Consider the following 18,036-nt stretch of genomic DNA (forward strand, 5'->3'; position numbering starts at 1 on the left):
CAGTTCATCACACGTCTACTTGTTAATTGTATCGTAAGGAGGCGTTTTCGCTTCCATAAATCTAGGATTTTGGTCTGATTCACCGTGAGCGTTAATAGAATGCGCCAGTGCCATGTTCGCCGGGCGGTAATTGTCACGACTGTTTTTTCGCGTAGCCATGCTAGGACGACGTGGCCTGTGGCCTGGACCTGTCGCCGGCAACAGGGGCTTTGCTCGGCTCAGCCAACGAGCAGGCTGGCGGTTGCGCGGATTTGTCGCGCAAAGGAACCCGTCATGGTCGTCCCCAAAGAGGGTTTCCCAGGCTGTTTACCCGCTTCTGGCGCTATGTTATACTCCTGCCGAACCTCATGACACAATGGCTGTTACCCACGACTGTTTTCGCGATCTTGGCGCTCTCCGCCGGGCGGATAGGGCAGTTTGCCGCGCGGCTGCGTTTGCCACGGATCACGGGTTTCTTGATTGCCGGCATTCTCGTTGGCCCCTACGTCCTCGACCTGATCCACCAGCAAGACATACCGCGCCTTCTCTACATCGACGAAGCCGCGTTGGGATTCATCGCCTTCGCCGCCGGCACCGAACTCTATCTGCGCGAACTACGCAGCCGCCTAAAAAGTATCACCTGGGTGACGGCGGGCGTGGTCCTGGCGACATTCACGCTAGGAACCACCGCTGTCTGGCTGCTGGCGGACGCCATCCCGTTTACCCAGGGGATGCCCCCCCCCGCGCGCCTCGCCGTTGCCATCCTGGCCGGGGCGCTATTGGGAGCCATCTCACCCTCGTCCGTCATCGCCATCATCAACGAACTGCGCGCCCGCGGTCCATTCACGGCCACCGTTTTGGGCGTGACCGTGATCATGGACGTGCTGGTGATCATTCTCTTTGCCATTGGCGTCTCCGTGGCGGATGTGTTGCTGACGGGGATGCCTTTTGGCGTGGAATCCCTCATCCTGCTGTTGGGAGAATTGGCGGCCACGTTTGCCAGCGGCTACGTGCTCTACTGGCTGCTGCGTCTGGTGCTTTCCCGGCGGATGGGGGGGCTCCTGAAGGCGGCGGCCATCATTTTGCTTGGCTACAGTGTGTTTGTGTATTCGCATGAATTGCGCCGGTTTAGCCATGAGCTTTTGCCTTTTGAGGTGCTGCTGGAGCCGCTGCTGATTTGCTTGATTGCCGGCATTCTCATCACCAACAACTCTCCCCATCATCACGAATTCCGGGACATCCTGGAAAAAGCCGGTCCGCCCGTCTACATCGCCTTCTTCATGCTGGTTGGCGCTTCTCTCCGCCTCGACGTCCTCACACACACCTGGCAGATCGCCCTCGTCCTGTTTGGCGTGCGCCTGGTTGCCCTGGCCGCCGGTTCCATTGTCGGCGGCACAATCGCCGGTGATCCCTTCACCCTCAACCGCATCAAGTGGATGGGTCTGGTCACGCAAGCCGGCGTCGTGTTGGGGCTGGCCCAGGAAGTTTCCGTAGAGTTTCCCGACTGGGGCGCGTCCTTTGCCACGATCATCGTCTCCCTGGTCGTCCTCAATCAGACATTCGGCCCGCCGCTCTTCAAGTGGGCGATTCATGCCGTGGGCGAGGGGCGCGAGCAGGCGGAGGCGGCGCCGTTTGATGGCGTGCGCGACGCCCTCATCTTTGGCGTTGATGGGCAGTCGCTCTCCCTGGCGCGGCAGCTTCGTAGTCATGGTTGGCAGGTGCGGGTGGTATGCCGGCAAAACCAAACATGGCTGGAACAGGATACTGACTTGCCTGTGGTGTCCGTGGAGCAGTTGACGCCCGCCATCTTGGCGGACCTGGGCGCCGCTAACGCTGAAGCCATTGTCGCCATGCTATCCGACGAAGAAAACTACGCCATCTGCGAGATCGCCTATGAGCATTTTGGCACGCGCCGTCTGATCGCCCGCCTCACCAGCCGCGCCAATCTGGCGCGTTTCCACCAGTTAGGCGTGTTGATTGTCGAACCCGGCACGGCCATCCTCAACCTCCTGGAACACTTCGTGCGCTCCCCCGGAGCCGCTTCGCTACTGATGGGCATGGCCGACGGACAAGACGTGATCGACGTAGAAGTGCGCAACCCCGACATACACGGGCTGCGACTGCGCGATCTGCGCCTGCCGGGCGACACACTCATCCTCTCCGTGCGTCGCGGCGGCCAGACACTCATCTCCCACGGATATACGCAGTTGATGTTGGGGGACGAAGTGACTATCGTCGGCTCACCGCAAAGCCTGGAAGCCGTGGCCTTGCGCATGGATGCCATAGAGCTTCCAGGAAGCGCACATCTTTGAGGAGGGGTAACGCGAAATCGCCCCCGTCCTCCGCGGGAAGGGGGGGGATAAGATTCGACCAAGAAGTTACAGGAAGACACACGGAAAGCTCATCATCAGGAGGACAATATATGTCAAGGCATACCCGTATCTGGTTGTTAATATTACTGCTGGCGGGATTATGGGGAAGCGCTGGCCGCGTGGCGGCGGCGGATGCCCCGCATGTACAGCCGCTGACGGCGGAGCGGCAAGAGCAGGAGCAGGAGAAAGAGAAAGAGAAAACGGGGGTTCCCTTGCTGCCGTATGCGGTGGCGCGGCGGATGGTCCCGCATGGCACGACGCGGCTGGCCTGTGATCCAGCGCAGGCGGCGGAGGCCTGGGCGTGGCGCAAAGGGGAGATGCCGGATGATGTGGTGATGCCGGCATACATCCCCGCCGATCCCCTCGCTGGATATGACATTGAATGGTATCGAAATATCTGTGTTTCCGGCGCGGGTGGGGTGGGCATTGCCGGCAATCTCTTCCTCCCCCTCAGCCCCGACCCCAACGAAACCTTCCCCGTCATCATCTTCGCCAACAGTTGGGCGCTGGACGAATACGAATACTTCTTCCAGGCGCGCGACTTCGCCCAGGAAGGCTTCATCGTCTACAGCTACAGCGCCCGCGGCTGGGGCAACTCCGGCGGCCTGATTGGCGTCGCCGGCCCGGACGATATGGCCGACGTTTCCGCCAACATCGACTGGATTTTGTCCCACGCCCCCGCCAATCCCGACCAGATCGGCATGAGCGGCATCTCCTACGGCGGCGGCATGTCCTTGCTCGCCGCCGCCCACGACAGCCGCATCAAAACCGTCGTCGCCATGAGCAGTTGGGCCGACCTGCGCCAGAGCCTCTTCGGCGGGGACACGCCGCGCTCTTTTTGGGGCAACATCCTCGTGGTCACGGGCAACCTGTTGGGCAACATGGACCCGGCCATTGAGGTGTATTACAACAACCTCATCCACTACACCAACGTCGAAGAAACGTTGGCCTGGGCGGAAGCGCACTCCCCCGTCTCCGTGTTGGAAGAGATTCAGGTTCCCGTCTACATCATGCAGAACATGGGCGACGAACTGTTCCAGCCCACCTCGCTGCTGCATTTCTACAGCCAGTTGCAAGGCCCCGATCCCTATTTCAAGAAGCTGGACATCAACCTGGGCATCCATGCCACGGCGGAACTGCCCGGCCTCACCGGTCTGTCCAGCGACATCTGGGACCGCGCGCACGACTGGTTCCGCTACTGGCTGCAAGGGGTGGACACGGGCATTTTGGAGCAGCCGCCGGTGCATGTGCGCCTGAAAAACGCGGACCAGACGGTGGCCCTGGAGGATTGGCCCAGCGCGGCCATCGCCACGCGCACCTGGTATCTCAGCCCGCGGCATGGCCTCTCCGGCAGCCTCACGGACGCGCCCGAATACGACCCAGACACGGACACGATTCACACGGCGGGCCTGTTTGTCTCCGGGGCCACCACGGGCATTCCCATCGTCTCGCCGTTGTTGGAACAGCATACGCCGATTGATATTTGGGCCTGGATTCCGCTCATTCGCCGCGATCTGGCGACGGTGTATGAGTCCTCGTCGCTGTCATCCGACATGACGATTGTGGGCATTCCCACGGTGGAACTGTGGGTGCAGCCGGAACTGTCGCGGGCGCAGTTGATCGCGCACCTGTATGACGTGGACGCGCTGGGGATTGGCACGTTGATCACGCATGGCCCGATGACGCTGCACGAGGCGGCTCCGGGGCAGCCGGTGCGGGTGACGTTTGAGATGGTGGCGGTGGGGTATCAAATGCCGGCAGGTCACCACCTTGTCCTGGCCATTGACACCGAAGATGATCAATATGGCTCCCCCACGGATGCCGCCTACGACGTCACCTTCCACTACGATCTCGCCGGGCCGCCCCTGATCACCGTGCCCTACGTGGCAAACCCGTAGCCGAGGGTCTGGCGCACCCGTCACCGGCAGGCGCGCGCGTACTGCTCAATCAACTGCACCGCCTGGCCGACGCCATCCTCGGCGACAATGAGGTGTCCGAGTTGGCGCGCGCGTTCCTGCATCGCTTGATGGGTGATGGTGGCGCGGATGGCTGTGGCTAATGCCGGCACACTCAACTTCTTCTTCGCAATCGGCGCCGGACCAACCCCCAACCGCTGCACCAGATGGCCCCAAAACGGCTGGTCCGAAAAATGGGGCACGACAATCGTCGGCGTGCCTGCGCGCAACCCGGCGCCCGTCGTGCCCGCACCCCCATGATGCACCACCGCCGCCATGCGTGGAAACAACCAATCATGCGGCACATTGTCCACCATGAGCACCGTCGGCGGCAGGTCGCCGGGTTCCAGCCCGCCCCAACCGCGCAGCAGAATCCCCCGCTGCCCCGTCTCCGCCAACGCCGCCAGCGCCAGATTCGTCATGGCGCGCCCATCGCGGCTCCCCACGCTGCCGAAGCCAATGTACACCGGGGGCGGCCCCTCGCTCAAGAATTGACGCAATGCCGCCGACGGCTGCCAGTTGGCGGAAGAATCCAGGAACCAGTAGCCGGTCACGTGGATCAGAGCCGGGTCCCAATCCGGCGGCGGCGGCAGCACGTGCCGACTGTAACCCATCAGCACCGGGCGGCGCTCTCGTATGATTTGCGCGAATGGTCCCGCCAGCGGCCACGGAGGAAGCGCGAACATCTCCTGGCGAATCTCGTTAAACATGCCGCGCATCACCTGCCAAAAAACCTGACCGATGGCAACATGCGTCAGGTGGTTGAGTGTTCCACTCTGAAACGGCGGCGGTGGAATCAGCGCGCTGGGGAACGCCTGCGTAGGCATCATGGCCGGCTGTAAATGACCCTGGACGTAGGGAATGCCCAGTTTTTCGCCAAAAGTCGCCCCCACGAACGCGCCGGGGCCGCCGGTGAGCAGCAGGTCGGCATCCTGGCTGGCCTCCCAGCAATCGAGAGCCATCTGCCGCGCCTCCGCCCACACTTCCTGCTTCATGTCCCGAAACAGGCGCAGCGGTCCGGGGATTTCCTCCGGCGCGTGCCCATTGGTCCCCTGCATAAAACGTTGTATGTCGCCACTGACCGGGCCATACGCCAACCCATGTTCGCGCACCTGGTCCGCGAAGATGCGGTCTGTGGCCACGCATACCTGGTGACCTGCCTGCCGCAGCCCGACCCCCAACGCAATGAAAGGCTGCACATCGCCGCGCGAGCCAAAGCAGATAATGGTTATTCGCATCGTCCCATCCTGAAAAAGTGATCAAACCCCTCCATTGTACCGACCTCGACGGCAGTTGGAAAAGAATTCAGTGACGCCCACGCGACGCCATAAAGTAGGACAATTCGCCGAATTGTCCGTTGCCATAAAGGGACAATTTTGGCAAATTGTCCTACGGTGTATAGGACAATGCGCTAAATCGTCCGCTGTCCTTTCCCCTGGCGTGTGCTATAGTTTCGGTCATGCTAATCACGGTCGTCGTCTTCTTTGCTATCTTTGTGCAGGCTGTTACCGGTTTTGGGCTGGCCCTGGTTTCCATGACGATACTGGCGGGCATCATCGGCGTGCGGACGGCGGCGCCGCTGGTGGCGCTGGTGGCGCTGGTGGCGGAAGTGGTGATTTTGCTGCGTTATCGGGAGGCGTTGTCGCTGCGCGCGGTGGTGCGTTTTACGGTGGCGGCGCTGCCGGGGATTCCGGTGGGGATTGTGGCGCTGCGTTGGGTAGATGCCGGCATTCTCACCACCACCCTCGGCATCATCATCACCCTCTACGCCCTCTATGCCCTGCTCACGCCCCGTTTGCCGGAACTCAACCATCCCGCCTGGGCGGTTGGCCTGGGATTCCTCGCCGGACTCTTTGGCGGCGCGTCCAACATCAGCGGCCCCCCCATCATCATCTATGGCACCTGCCGTCGCTGGCCCGTGGCGACCTTCAAGAGCAACTTGCAGGGATTCTTCCTCGTCACCAGCGTCATCACCCTGGGCGGCTACGCCCTCGGCGGCCTGATCACGCGGCTCGTCTGGCAGGATTTTCTGCTGGCGCTCCCCGGCGTCGCGCTAGGGCTGATCGCCGGTTTCCGCCTGGATGGACGCCTGAATCCCGCGCGCTTTCGCCAGGCGATTATGGTTCTTTTGCTGGTTCTGGGGGGGCGACTTATTTTAGGGGGTGAGGGGCGGGGGGCGAGTGAGCGAGGGGCGAGGGGTGGGTCCCCCCCCCCCCCCCCCCCTCCGCGCCCTCGCGCCCCCCCCCCCCCCCCCGCGGCGCCCCCCCCCCCCCGCGCGCCCCGCCCGCCGCGCCCCCCCCCCCCCCCCCCAATTGGCTATTATTCCGCTATGACTACATGGCGCAGAATGGGACGAGAGTACGAACGAGACCCGGACAAGACGTCGCAGCCATTGCGGCTGTCGCTTTTTGTGCGGCTGTTAACCTATGTGAAACCATACAAGGGGCGCATGACGCTGTCTATCATCGCCCTGCTGTTCAGCACGGGGTTGGGGCTGGTGTTGCCGCTGGTGGTGCGTAACCTGGTGGACATTGCCCTGGTGGACAAGAGCATGCCCACGCTCAACCGCCTGGCCGTGGCTTTGCTCATCGTGTTTGTGGTGCAGGCCATTTTCAGCTTTATTCACCAGTTGAGTCTGGCTTACGTGGGGGAGCGGGTGGTGGCGGACATTCGCGTGCAGCTTTACACGCATTTGCAGGCGTTGTCGCTGACGTTTTTCGCGGAGCGGCGCACGGGGGAGATCGTTTCCCGCCTCACGAATGATGTGACGCTGCTGCAAGGGGCGATTACGAATGATCTGGTGTCGCTGCTGCGGCAGGCGATCACGCTGGTGGGGGCGTCGGTGCTGCTGTTTGTGTTGGATTGGCGGCTGACGTTGGTGATTCTTGCCGGCATTCCCATCATCTCCCTCACCATGGTCTGGCTGGGGCGCAAAATCCGCGCCGCCTCCACCGCCGTGCAGGATGCCCTCGCCGAAGCCGCCAATGTGTTGCAGGAGACCGTTGCCGGCATTCGCATCGTCAAATCATTCGCCCGCGAAGCGTACGAAATCGGCCGCTTCGGCGCCAGAGTGCAGGACACCTTCACCGCCGCCATGCGCCGCGCCCGCGTCTCCGCCGTCCTCGGCCCGATCATCGGCTTCATGGCCTTCTTCTCCATCACCGTCACCCTCTGGTTTGGCAGCTTCGAAGTCATCCAGGGACGCCTCACCGCCGGCGGCCTTGTCGCGTACCTCGTGTACACCATGATGGTTGCCGCCCCCGTCGCTACCCTGGCCGGCCTGTACGCCCAATTCCAATCCGCCATGGGGGCCACCGAGCGATTGTTTCAACTGCTGGACACCCAACCTGACATCGTCAGCCGCCCCGACGCCCAGCCATTGCCCTCCATTCGCGGCGAAGTGGCTTTCCACGACGTGCATTTTGCCTACAGCGCCGATATTCCCGTCCTGCGCGGCATATCCTTCACGGCACGCCCCGGGCAAGTGATCGCGCTCGTGGGTCCCAGCGGCGCCGGCAAAAGCACCCTCATCAACCTTATCCCCCGCTTCTACGACGCCGAGTCCGGCGGCATCACCATTGACGGCTACGACGTGCGCGACGTAGACCTGCAATCCCTGCGCCGGCAAATCGGCATCGTGCCCCAGGAGACCATCCTCTTCTCCGACAGCGTCGCCACCAATATCCGCTACGGCAAGCTGGACGCCACCGACGAAGAGATCAAAGCCGCCGCCATTGCCGCCAACGCCCATGACTTCATCATGCACGAACTGGCGCAGGGGTACGAGACGACGGTGGGTGAGCGCGGGGCCAAACTGAGCGGCGGGCAGCGGCAGCGCGTCGCCATCGCCCGCGCTATCCTCAAGGACCCGCGCATTCTCATCCTCGACGAAGCCACCTCCTCCCTGGACAGCGAGAGCGAAGCCCTGGTGCAAGAAGCGCTGCAGCGGCTGATGGCCGGGCGCACCAGCTTCGTCATCGCCCATCGCCTCAGCACGGTCGTCAATGCCGACTGGGTGCTGGTGCTGGAACAGGGGCGGCTGGTGGAGCAAGGCACGCACGCCGATTTATTAGCGAATCCCGACGGCCTCTATGCGCGGCTTTACCATATGCAATTCATGGCCGCGGAGGCCGCCTTACAGGAGGCATAATCATATGGCAGGTTTGCCAGGACCACTTTTGAGAAAGCTGAGGGCCACCCTTCGAGAATGCGGTCCCTTTGCCACGGATCGGCAGTTATTGGCCGTTTTTGAGGATGAACGCCTGGAACCGTGGAAATACCAGATTCAGGAGGCGTATAGCAGGCACGAGCGGGTGGATTACTTTATCAGCGAGTTTCTCAACCGCCGCACGCGCGCCGGGCAAAGCGTCCTCGCCCTGTTTCTGCAAGTGCTGTATGAGGAGGCCGTCGAGCAAGACGAGTGCTATGGTCGCCTGAACGATATGGCCGTGGAAGTTGCCCTGGCCACGGGGTCCGACCTGCCCGTGTTGGCGCAGCACAACTTGTGGCGCGCGGCGATGGCCCGCGCCGGGCAAACACCGCCTGCTTCCCTCGGCGGCTATGGCCTGCCCGATGGGGAGGAAGACGCGGCCCGCGAACTGGCGGCGCTACCGTCCGATTTACCGTCGTTCGTTTTCCAGGAACGGCTGGAGGCGTTGAAGAACAAGAAAAAGGCGGATTGGCTGCCCGTTCGTTTTCTGGAGCAGGGATTAGCGGCGGCGGGCGCGGTGGGGCGCGTGGAGTATGGCGCGAACCGCGTGGGCACGGCTTTCCTCGTTGCGCCCGACCTGGTCCTCACCAACGCGCACGTCCTCAAATACATCCCCACGTTGACGGAAGGGGGCGTGCGTTTCCTGGCCGGACCGCGCGGCGCGGCCACCTGGCACGATTTCGCGGCATCCGTGCTGGTCAGTCCCGCCGTGGACCTGGACTTTGCCCTGCTGCGGTTGCGCGTGCCCGCCACGGCGGCCCCGCTGCGCTTCTCCGCGCGCAAGCCCTACGTGGATCAGGCGGCCAATATCCTGCAATATCCCCAGGGGAACGCGCTGCAAGTGGCGCTGCGGTACAACGCCATTGTCAGGGTGGATGATGAGCGATTTTATTATGTGTCGGATACGGATTTTGGCTCGTCGGGGTCGCCTGTTTTTGATGATGATTGGCTGGTGATTGGATTGCACCGTGCCGGCATTGCCGACTCCGACAATCACCCCCTCAAACACGCCAACCAGGGCATCCCCATCACCGCCATCCTCCCCCGCCTTCGCGCGCACATCCACGCCTAACCCTATCAGGCGTCCGGCTTCCACCAAATCGTGCGCGAGACGGCGCGGCGGATGAGGCCGCGTCGTTTCGGCTGCAGCTCCACAACTTCCTCGTGGTAAACGGCGGTGTAGCTGCCTCGTTCTGGCCGGGGATGGGATTGGGGAACCAGGGCGGCGCCGGAAGGGGCGTCCACGTTGGCCGGCTCCGCCTCCAGCCGCCGCCGCAGCCAGTTTAGTCCCGCTTCGGCGGCAATCGTCAGCAGGCTGACAGCCACCGCCTGCCCCACTTGCCTCAGTTGCGCCATCGGCATCTCCCCTCGCCCCACCGTCAATTTGGACCCCGCAAACGGCGCAATCGCCTCCCGCGTCAACGGCGCGCCGCAACCCCCGCAAAAGCGGTTCTTCATGGGATTATTCGTCTGGCATTCAGGACAGGCGCGTTCAATCATGTGTTTAATCCTACTCCAGGCAAAGCCGCGCAAATAGCTTCTGGACTACAAAGATCAGGGCATCAAACAAATCGAAGCGTGTTCTGCAATTGCTCCGGCGTATGAGCATCCAGCAGGGACAAAGTACGCCGATTAAGCACCCAACAGGGCCGCTGCCGCTTCCGGTCCCATTTCTTGCATCAGGCGGTCTTGCCACGCCTCCGCCGTATGCGCCAACATCTCCGCGTCCAGCAGTTCCCTCCGCTCCTCGTAGTAACTTAACGCATCATACACTTGCGCCAGATGCAACTGGGGCAACATTTCGGCGGCGATTTGCTCTGGCGTATAACCAGCCTGATGGTAGCCAACGACGACATCCACGCCCACGCGCGTGCCGCGAACAACGGGACGCATTCCGCCGCCGCGGCTGTGGACCAATGTGACATAGGGATGTGCCGGCAAAACCGTTTCCACGACCAACGATGTGACAAATTGCTCTACAGTTTGTTGGCGGTTTTGGGCTTCGTGGCTTGCTTTTTCATACAGATTGGGCGGGAGTTGAACCGTGATGGTCGTGTTCATATCAGCGCGCACCTCCGTGAAGTGATGGTAATCGCTGGAGATTATAGCAGAAAACGGAGAAGGGCAGTTAAGCTCAGATTGGTTCAGATTAGTTCATTCTACAAGAATGAACCAATCTTTCGCGGACATGACATCACCCGCGTCCACGGCGGGCGACGAGGACAAGCAATCCGCACAGCAAGGCGGCTAACCCCAGCAGCCAGTAGCCCGATAATCCGCTGCCGCTGGCGACGCGGACGGGGGGAGCGGGGGATGCGGGAGAGCCGGTGGGCGTGGAGGTGGGGAGGGGAGTGGGCGTCGCGGTGGGCGCGGGGGTGAGCGTTGGCGTTGGCGTGGCGGTGGCGGTGGCCGTGGGGCGGGGCGTGGCCGTGGGGGTAGGCGTGGGCAGGGGCAGCGATTCCACCAGGTAGCGGGGCGGTCCGCCAATCAGGCACTCGTCGGCGCAAACAGCGCCCGCCAGGGGAATCGTGTACTGTCCATCCACGGGCGCGAGCGGCTGCGCCGCGCCGAAAACGTCCACCAGCGTGGCCCGCGGCGCGCGCGCGGGCAGCCTCACCGTCACGTCCGCCGCGCCCCGCGCCCAAAGGACGCGCACAACCTGCTCCGGCTGCGTGAACGTGACCACGTAATAAGCCTCATTTTCCTCAGTCGTGGCGGCGGTGAAGCCGGCCAGCAGGTGGGTCATTGTGGCGTAGGCGGTGAAGGCGGGGCGGGGGGTGAGGTCGGCGCGCAGCAGGCCGAATGGTTCCGCGCCGGGGGCGGACAACACATCGGTGAACTTGTAGACGCCGATGCGGGCCGCGCCGGCGGCAAAACCGAGCGCGTGCGCCTGCGCGAGGAACCATGCCTGCTGCTCCAGGCTGACGTCAAAATCGGGCCGCGTGACCGGCCAGGCGGGGTCCTGGTTGGGGGCGGCGTTGGTTTCGTCAATCCAGATGGGCTTGCCCAGGCCGTACTCTCCCTGAATGGCGTCCATCGCGGCGACGATGGGGGCCACGGTTTCCGCGCGGAAGTAAATGTGCAGGGAGATCACGTCGAAGTAGAAGTCGTGGGCGCGCGCTTGCGGGTCGGTGGCGAGGGTTTGCAGCAGCCGCGCCAGGTACTGCGGGCGTCCGGCGAGTTCGTCGTGCCAGTAGGTGAGGCCGGCCAGGTGGATGACGGCCTGGGGATCGGTCTCTTTCATGACGAGGTAGGCGACTTTGAGGAGGCGGGCGTAGTCGGCGACGCTGCCGGCATATTCGTACCCATACACCCCCGCATCAATATCCGGCTCGTTCCAGATCACCCAATGATGCACACCTAGCGGCCCATAGTAGGCGGCAATGCGCCGCACATAGTTGGCCCACAGGTTGTCGGAATGGTTGAGGGGGAGGTAGAGGCCGCGAGGAATGCCGGCATTTTCCACCCCATCCGTTGCCCAACCCGGCGTCTGCTTCAACACCCCCACCACCTCCCGCCCCTGTGCCCGCGCCTCCGTCAGCCACTCCTCCAACACATGCAGCGTATTCCAATCCTCCGGCCCCGTCGGCTGAATTTCGCGCCAATAAAACAGAATTCGCTCCCAACCCAACCCCGCCTCCGCCGCCGCTTGTGGCGCCCAAAACGCCTCCACCGCGCCAAAGCGGGGGTCTGGCGTCGGACCGGCCTCCGTTTGCGCCCTTGCGCGGGGGGCGCTCCCCGCCGCGACCGACAGCAAAACCAGCCCCATCGCCAGCCACGCCGACGGAAGAACAGCGCGGATATTTATCCGCGCTTGTTCAGTTTCTTCCTTCATCCACCATTTCGCCAGCTTGCCGCACATGGATTACAATGATAGCATAACTGCCAGATTCGGGTGCGCCGCAACTCTGCCCACTATCATTGAAAAACTGTACGCTTGACGTGGAGGATTTAGCCTTGCGACGATTTCACTCCCTTTTGATAACCCTGCCCCTGGCCCTGTTGATGGGGTTGGGGTTGTTGTTCGCCGCTGCGCGTGATGATGCCGTGGCGGTTGCCGCGCTGCCCCCCGGGCATCCCGCGCTATCCGCGGAGGAGGTGTCTGACTGGATGGCGTGGCTATCGGAGAACGCCGTTTACCTGCCGTTCCTGCGCGGATTGGGCGACCCGGCGCGCGTGCCCACGACGGCCAACGACTTCTACCTGCCGGGGACGCAGCCGGGTGGGCTGCAAACGGAAGTGACGGACCCGGTCCAATGTTATGGCTGTCACTTTGGCTATTTGCCCGCCAACCCCGATGGCGAAACGGGGTACACCTGGACCGGCAGCATGATGGCGCAGTCGGCGCGTGACCCCGTTTTTTATGCGGCGCTGGACGTGGCGAATGGGGATGCGGCGGAAGCGGGGCAGTTTTGTCTTCGCTGCCACGCGCCGCGTGGCTGGCTGGCGGGGCGCGCCGCCGACAGCAGTGGCGTGAGCCTGATGGGCGCGGACCTGGGCGGTGTGCAGTGCGAGGTGTGCCACCGCATGGTGGATCCGTTTTACAGCGCGGAAAATCCGGCGCGGGATGTGGATGTGCTGGCGGCGTTGGCCGACGCGCCCACCGTGTTGGGCAGCGGTGCCATTGTGGTGGACCCGGAGGATGAGCGGCGCGGCCCATTTGATTTGCAGCTTGATTGGGATACCAATCCGCACAGCATCCTGGGGCTGGATTGGCCGCTGCAATCACCCTTCCACACGGAGGCGGCGTTGTGCGGGAGTTGCCACGACATCACGAATCCCGTTTTTAGCTGGGACGAGGGCAGCCAGAGCTATGTGGCGAATGCCCTGGACACGCCCGGCGACGTGAGCGAGGGGTTCCCGCTGGAGCGCACGTACAGCGAGTGGCTGTTGAGCGAATACAATACGCCGCAAGGGGTGTATGCGCCGCAGTTTGGCGGCAATGAGCCGTATGTTTCCACGTGCCAGGATTGCCACATGCGCAAGGTGACGGGATCGGGCGGGTCGTTTTTCGGCAATATGGTGGAGCGGGACAATATGCCGCTGCACGATTTGACGGGGGCGAATACGTGGGTTCCGCTGACGCTGCCGCTGCATCCTGAGTTTGGCGATGATTTTGATCAGACGGGATTGGCGGCGCTGGATGCCGGCATTCAACGCGCCCGCTACATGGTCCAAAATGCCGGCATCCTCGACGTACAACAGCAAGGGAACCAGCTTATCGTCACCATCACCAACGAAACCGGCCACAAACTCCCTACCGGCTACCCCGAAGGGCGGCGCATGTGGCTACAGGTTGAAGGATATGACAGCGGCGGCAACCTCGTGTTCACCTCCGGCGCGTATGACGCAGCCACGGGAGAACTGACCGAAGACGCCAACCTGCAAGTGTATGAGACGAAGCAGGGCCTGACGGAAGATTGGGCGGCGCAGTTGGGATTGCCCGCCGGCGCGTCCTTCCACTTCGCGTTGAACAATACCGTGGTCAAGGACAACCGCATCCCGCCGCGTGGCTACAGCTTCGCCGCATTCCGCGACGCGGGCGCGGCGCCGGTGACGGATGGCGCGGCGGACCCATCCCGTTATGCGGATGGGCAGTATTGGGACACGACGGTGTATACGCTGCCGGCAAACGTGACCCAGGGCGTGGTGCGTTTGCTGTACCAGACTTCCTCCAAAGAGTACATTACGTTTTTGCGCGACAACAACCCGTTGCCGGGAATTGCCGGCAATCGCGGGCAAATCCTCTACAATCTCTGGCAGCAAACAGGTCGCAGCCAACCGGAAATCATGGCCGAAACCAACTTCGGCCAATAACCCCGTTTTGGGGTAACATAGGCGCGATGCTCTGGCAAAGGGCGTCGCCGCATCTTCCCGGAAGCGCAAAACAGCTTCCGGGAAGGTCTCATATCGGAGTTTTTATGGCCCGTCAATCTTACACCCCCGTTGCCCCCTACGCGGACCTGAAACGCGCGGAAACGCTGCTCAACGCTGCCGCTACCACCGACGACGTGCGTCAGGCGTGCGCCAAAGAGGGTGCCAAAATCGGCTACAAAGCGTTTTGTTACCTGCTGTTGGGCAAAATGACGCCCGAAGGCATGAAGCCGGACGATGCCTGCCTGGAGGCCGCCCGTCTGGAAACCGCCGGCGAGTCCGCTGCCGCTCTGGAAATCTACCGCCGGGTCCTCGACGCCCACCCCGACCACCCCATCGCCAAAAAGGCACTCGCCTAGTTTCCCGTTTTTTGTTACCAGTTGAGTGTTGCCATGATGCCCGCGCCCCCAGAACCGCCCCCCCTCCCTGAGCCGCCGACCCCGCGATTGCGCCCGGCGCAGGTGGAAATCCTCAAGTACGAGGGTGGCCTGATGGCCGTCAGCGCCGTGCCCGGTAGCGGCAAGACGTTCACGCTGACGCAACTTGCCAGCCAGCTCATCGCCCAGGGGCGCATTGACATCGGCGCGCAGCAAGAAATCCTCATCGTCACGTACCTCAACGCCAGCGTGGACACCTTCAAGGCGCGCATTCGCAAGCAGCTTTTACAGATGGGGCTGCCACCGGTGGGCTTCGACGTGCGCACGCTGCACAGCCTGGGACTGGAGGTGATGCGGCACGCGGGCGGGGTGCTGGATGGGGACGACAACATCACGGTGATGGACGAGGTGCAGTCCACTTACTACCTGACGCAGGCGGTAGACGTGTGGATTGAGGCCAACAGCCGCTGGTGGCACCAGTTTATCCCCGAGGACAGCCCGCAGGCGAAGGCGCGCTGGCGCGAGGTAACGGAGCAGACGGCGCGGACCTTTATTCGCACGGCGAAGAATGAGCGTTATCGCCCGCCCCAAATTCTGGCGCGGTTGAATGAGATGGATAGTCAGGGACAGATGTATCCGTTGGTATGGGTGCTTGCCGGCATTTACGACCAGTACCAGCGCACGTTGGAGCGCCAGGGCGTCTACGACTTCGACGACCTCATCTGGCTGGCGACGGAACAACTGCGCCGCTCCGAGGAACTGGCCGCGCACCTGCGCCACCGCTGGCCCTACGTGCTGGAAGACGAAGCGCAGGACAGCGTGCCCCTGCAAGAGGTGCTGCTGACGGCGCTGACCGGGGAGAATGGCAACTGGGTGCGCGTAGGGGACCCCAATCAGGCGATTACGAGTACGTTCACGGCGGCCCATCCCCGTTTTCTGATGGATTTCCTCGACCGCCCGGACGTGGCGGACCGCCCCTTGCCCAACTCCGGGCGCTCCGCTCCGGTCATTTTCGCGGCGGCCAATGAGATCGTGCATTGGGTGTGCGACAACCACCCCGTGCCCGAAGTGCGCCGCTACACGTTCCGCCGCCAAAACATTCAGCCCACGCCGCCAGGGGACGCGCAGCCCAACCCGGAGCAGATCGGAGAAGGGATCACCATTCGCGCTTATAAGCATCGTGAGGATGAGGAATTGCCGTCGGTGGCGCAACTGGCCGTGCGCTATCTGGAGAAGTACCCGGACCATAACGCGGCCATTCTTGTGCCCACGCACAATCTGGGACATCAGTTAGCGGAACATCTGGACCGCCTGAAGGCGCCCTACGACAACCTGCTGCGTGGCGGCGTACGCACGCGGGAGATTGCCGCCGCGCTGCACGCGATGTTGGCGCTGCTGGCGAACCCGCTGGACACGCGCGCGCTGCCAAACGTCCACGCCTCGCTGATGGAAATCGGCCATCCGGCGGCGCAATCGCCGGGCACGAATGAGGCGGATTTGCGCCGCTTTGAGGCGATTTTGCGCGGTGTGTTCCGCCCGGAGGCGTTGATCTATCCGCGAAATGAGGCGGAAATGTTGACGGCTGTGCCGGCAAACGTGGCTCGCCCCGAAGATATTGCCTGTCTGGAGCGCCTGGCCGCCTTCCTCCAGCGCGTCTTCGAACTGCGCCCGTTGCCGATTGACGACCTGGTGCTGGCCCTCAGCGACGAGCTGTTCGCCGAGACGTGGATGGCCGAAGGCGCGCGCGCATCGCATGAGGCGGACCTGGCGCTGGCGTATGAGCTTTCCAACGTGCTGCGCCGCTGGCGGGATACGCAGCCGAACTGGCGCTTGCCGGAACTGGCGGCGCAACTGGAGGATGTGGCCAAGGGGCGGCGGGCGTTGCAACTAAGCGTGACCCGCGAGGAGGGGTATGAGCCGGAACCGGGGCGGATTACGCTGTGTACGCAGCACGCCTCGAAGGGGCTGGAGTGGGACGCGGTGTTTTTGGTGAGCGTGGATGGGGTGTGGATTCCGGGGAACCTGGACGGGCACTTTTTGGGGGTGGTGGATTTTCTGGGGGAGGAGGACCCGACGGCGGAGGCGAGCGCGCAGTTGTTACATTTGATGGAGGGAGATGCCGGCATCTACCCCGACCGCACCGCCACCGAATCCGCCCACATTGACGTGATCAGCGAACGCCTGCGCCTGCTCTACGTGGGCATCACCCGCGCCCGCCGCTATCTGCACATCAGCCGCAGCCGCGCCACTCGTCGCCGCGGCATCGACCAGCCTACCGAACCCGCCACCGTCATGGGCGTTCTTTACCAGTTCCTCCAACGGCGGAAGAAAAGTCGTGATTTCTCTGGGAAATAGTTGGCAGTTGGTGGTTGGCGGTTGGGGGTTGGCGGTTGGTCGTGCCGGTAGCGCACCCATTTGTGGACAAAGACCCCGTGCCATCCGCGAAATCCTGATAATTTTCATCCCTTGTGGTGTACCCTGTTTCCGTCTCCCCTTCTTGAGTCTGGCGAAACCCACGCAGGGTGATCGGAGTCGAGGCTTTAGCCGGGTCAACTCCCATATGTGGACCGGCTGAAGCCTCCATGCCAAAAACGCCGGAGTCCAGCCCCCTTAATCCGACGCGGGTAGTCGCTTTTTCATGAAAACGGCCACATCTCCGTCCGGCCAGTCCTCGTTCGTGTAGTAGGACACATCTACCCCCTCCAGTTGGAACCCCACGCGGCGATAGAACGCGATGGCCGGCGCGTTGTTGTTCTGCGTTTCGCACACAATCGTGCGCAGCCCGAGGTCGCCGGCCCGCGCCGCCAGCCAATCCACCAACCGCCGCCCGATCCCCTGGCCACGAAAAGCATCCGCCACGTGCAGTTCCCAGACCCACAGGCTGCCGTTCCAAAAATGCGGCTCCGCCAGCGCGACGCCCACCAACGACCCGGCGGCAAACGCGCCGGCGGAACAGCCGTGCGCCAGCCCGTCCCTGTAGCGGCGCACCGTTTCTTCATCGAGATAATCATAGCGGCGCGTGATTGGTTCGGGCAGCGGCTCCGGTGTCAAGACAAAGCGCGTGCTGTCCGCCGCGTCCTCCCAGCGTACCACCCAGCGTACCCCGCTCGTGTAACCCGTGATCACCCGCGCCAGCGCCGCCGCGTCTAATTGCGTTAATGGTTCAATGTTGACAGACATATTTACTCCGTAGAATTGGTCCTGGACGCTGTCGTTCTTGGCGTGGAGGTTTCAGCCGGCCCACGTTTGAGGTAGACCCGGCTAAAGCC

12 protein-coding genes are annotated in these 18,036 nt (G+C 62.9%); 7 read left to right on the top strand and 5 right to left on the bottom strand.

Translation table 11 applies throughout. The annotated features are described in order from the left end of the window. The first annotated feature begins 347 nt into the window (after positions 1–347). On the top strand, positions 348–2,291 hold the full coding sequence (locus H6650_08005; GenBank protein ID MCB8951940.1) for a cation:proton antiporter: 1,944 nt from the start codon (positions 348–350) through the stop codon (positions 2,289–2,291). A gap of 110 nt (positions 2,292–2,401) precedes the next feature. Continuing rightward, positions 2,402–4,249, top strand: coding sequence for a CocE/NonD family hydrolase (locus H6650_08010; protein ID MCB8951941.1), 1,848 nt, complete (start codon positions 2,402–2,404; stop codon positions 4,247–4,249). Between the two features lie 20 nt (positions 4,250–4,269). Here H6650_08010 and H6650_08015 read toward each other — a convergent pair whose 3' ends face one another. Then, on the bottom strand, positions 4,270–5,544 hold the full coding sequence (locus H6650_08015; GenBank protein ID MCB8951942.1) for a glycosyltransferase family 1 protein: 1,275 nt from the start codon (positions 5,542–5,544) through the stop codon (positions 4,270–4,272). A gap of 221 nt (positions 5,545–5,765) precedes the next feature. Here H6650_08015 and H6650_08020 point away from each other — a divergent pair, with 221 nt between their 5' ends. Both H6650_08020 and H6650_08025 read left to right on the top strand, forming a co-directional pair. Continuing rightward, positions 5,766–8,456: an ATP-binding cassette domain-containing protein gene (locus H6650_08020; GenBank protein ID MCB8951943.1), complete on the top strand. Its 2,691-nt coding sequence runs from the start codon at positions 5,766–5,768 to the stop codon at positions 8,454–8,456. A gap of 28 nt (positions 8,457–8,484) precedes the next feature. Further along, positions 8,485–9,588 carry a trypsin-like peptidase domain-containing protein gene (locus H6650_08025; protein ID MCB8951944.1) on the top strand — a complete coding sequence of 368 codons (1,104 nt, stop codon included), beginning with the start codon at positions 8,485–8,487 and terminating at the stop codon, positions 9,586–9,588. Between the two features lie 5 nt (positions 9,589–9,593). Here H6650_08025 and H6650_08030 read toward each other — a convergent pair whose 3' ends face one another. From H6650_08030 to H6650_08040, 3 genes are all read right to left on the bottom strand, one after another. Then, positions 9,594–10,016 carry a zinc ribbon domain-containing protein gene (locus tag H6650_08030; protein ID MCB8951945.1) on the bottom strand — a complete coding sequence of 141 codons (423 nt, stop codon included), beginning with the start codon at positions 10,014–10,016 and terminating at the stop codon, positions 9,594–9,596. Between the two features lie 132 nt (positions 10,017–10,148). Continuing rightward, positions 10,149–10,577 (bottom strand): DUF433 domain-containing protein, encoded by a 429-nt coding sequence (locus H6650_08035; GenBank protein ID MCB8951946.1) that lies wholly within the window; start codon positions 10,575–10,577, stop codon positions 10,149–10,151. A gap of 133 nt (positions 10,578–10,710) precedes the next feature. Then, on the bottom strand, positions 10,711–12,351 hold the full coding sequence (locus H6650_08040) for a hypothetical protein (GenBank protein ID MCB8951947.1): 1,641 nt from the start codon (positions 12,349–12,351) through the stop codon (positions 10,711–10,713). A 122-nt stretch (positions 12,352–12,473) separates the two neighbouring features. Between H6650_08040 and H6650_08045 the strand changes: the two genes are divergently transcribed. The 3 genes from H6650_08045 to H6650_08055 all read left to right on the top strand — a co-directional run bounded on the left by H6650_08045 (position 12,474) and on the right by H6650_08055 (position 17,122). Further along, the gene (locus H6650_08045) at positions 12,474–14,333 is read left to right on the top strand and encodes a hypothetical protein (protein MCB8951948.1); all 1,860 of its coding nucleotides are present in this window, start codon (positions 12,474–12,476) and stop codon (positions 14,331–14,333) included. A 104-nt stretch (positions 14,334–14,437) separates the two neighbouring features. After that, on the top strand, positions 14,438–14,749 hold the full coding sequence (locus H6650_08050) for a hypothetical protein (GenBank protein MCB8951949.1): 312 nt from the start codon (positions 14,438–14,440) through the stop codon (positions 14,747–14,749). A 33-nt stretch (positions 14,750–14,782) separates the two neighbouring features. Beyond that, complete coding sequence (locus H6650_08055; GenBank protein MCB8951950.1) at positions 14,783–17,122, top strand: ATP-dependent helicase; 2,340 nt, start codon at positions 14,783–14,785, stop codon at positions 17,120–17,122. A 255-nt stretch (positions 17,123–17,377) separates the two neighbouring features. On the opposite strand, the gene H6650_08060 is transcribed toward H6650_08055, so the two are convergent. Then, positions 17,378–17,947: a GNAT family N-acetyltransferase gene (locus tag H6650_08060; GenBank protein ID MCB8951951.1), complete on the bottom strand. Its 570-nt coding sequence runs from the start codon at positions 17,945–17,947 to the stop codon at positions 17,378–17,380. Positions 17,948–18,036 lie beyond the last annotated feature (89 nt).

The organism is Ardenticatenales bacterium (assembly GCA_020634515.1).
Classification (GTDB): domain Bacteria; phylum Chloroflexota; class Anaerolineae; order Promineifilales; family Promineifilaceae; genus JAGVTM01.

Coding starts and splice junctions, on each gene's coding strand:
- H6650_08005 (MCB8951940.1), top strand. CDS start 348: ATGACACAATGGCTGTTACCCACGACTGTTTTCGCGATCTTGGCGCTC.
- H6650_08010 (MCB8951941.1), top strand. CDS start 2,402: ATGTCAAGGCATACCCGTATCTGGTTGTTAATATTACTGCTGGCGGGA.
- H6650_08015 (MCB8951942.1), bottom strand. CDS start 5,544: ATGCGAATAACCATTATCTGCTTTGGCTCGCGCGGCGATGTGCAGCCT.
- H6650_08020 (MCB8951943.1), top strand. CDS start 5,766: ATGCTAATCACGGTCGTCGTCTTCTTTGCTATCTTTGTGCAGGCTGTT.
- H6650_08030 (MCB8951945.1), bottom strand. CDS start 10,016: ATGATTGAACGCGCCTGTCCTGAATGCCAGACGAATAATCCCATGAAG.
- H6650_08035 (MCB8951946.1), bottom strand. CDS start 10,577: ATGAACACGACCATCACGGTTCAACTCCCGCCCAATCTGTATGAAAAA.
- H6650_08040 (MCB8951947.1), bottom strand. CDS start 12,351: ATGAAGGAAGAAACTGAACAAGCGCGGATAAATATCCGCGCTGTTCTT.
- H6650_08050 (MCB8951949.1), top strand. CDS start 14,438: ATGGCCCGTCAATCTTACACCCCCGTTGCCCCCTACGCGGACCTGAAA.
- H6650_08055 (MCB8951950.1), top strand. CDS start 14,783: ATGATGCCCGCGCCCCCAGAACCGCCCCCCCTCCCTGAGCCGCCGACC.
- H6650_08060 (MCB8951951.1), bottom strand. CDS start 17,947: ATGTCTGTCAACATTGAACCATTAACGCAATTAGACGCGGCGGCGCTG.